The sequence below is a fragment of the Halomonas sp. 25-S5 genome, from assembly GCF_029889845.1.
Taxonomy (GTDB): Bacteria; Pseudomonadota; Gammaproteobacteria; order Pseudomonadales; family Halomonadaceae; genus Halomonas.
The window spans coordinates 1-678 of the sequence record NZ_JARANV010000087.1; the positions used below are offsets into that span (position 1 = coordinate 1).

Genomic DNA, 678 nt, shown 5'->3' on the forward strand with positions numbered 1-678 from the left:
GTTTTCTGCTTGATGATCCAGCGGCCTCGCCGGGATTTTCCCCAATAGTAGGTAAAGCCCAGGAAGTCGAAGGTCTCGGCGCGCTGCTCGAAGTGCGGCCGGAACCGCACCCGCCGGGTCTTGGTCGGGTGCAGGGTCAGTCCGTAGCGCGCGAAGCGCTTGGGCAGCACCTCCAACACCTTGCGGGCATCGGCTTCGTTGCTGAATGCCAGGATGGCGTCGTCGGCAAACCGTACCTCGAACGCTCGTCCTCGCAGGCGTGGCTTGACGTCCTGTTCAAACCACTCGTCCAGCACGTGATGGAGATAGACGTTCGCCAACAAGGGGGAAATCACCCCGCCCTGTGGGCTGCCGACTTCTCCCTTCTGCCACTGCCCGGCCTCCAATACCCCGGCCTTGAGCCACTTGCCGATCAGGCGAAGGATGACACCGTCCTTCACTCATTGCTGCAGAAACGTCCGCAGGTGCTGGTGGTCGATCGTGTCGAAGAAGGCTTGGATATCCAGGTCGATGACCCAGCCGCCTCCCATCGACATCAAGCTGTTCCTCACCGTCTCGACGGCCTGGTGTGCCGAGTGCTCCGGCCGGAAGCCGTACGAGCCGTCTAGAAAGTCGTGCTCGTAGAGCGGCTCCAGCAGGGCCACCACGGCACGCTGCAGGACCTTGTCTTCGAAGGTG

The 678-nt window shown here is 62.2% G+C and carries 1 pseudogene; it reads right to left on the reverse strand.

What is annotated here, in order from left to right:
• A pseudogene (locus tag OP498_RS18495) lies at window positions 1-647 on the reverse strand (reverse transcriptase domain-containing protein); the annotation flags it as partial.
• Between the last annotated feature and the right edge of the window lie 31 nt (window positions 648-678).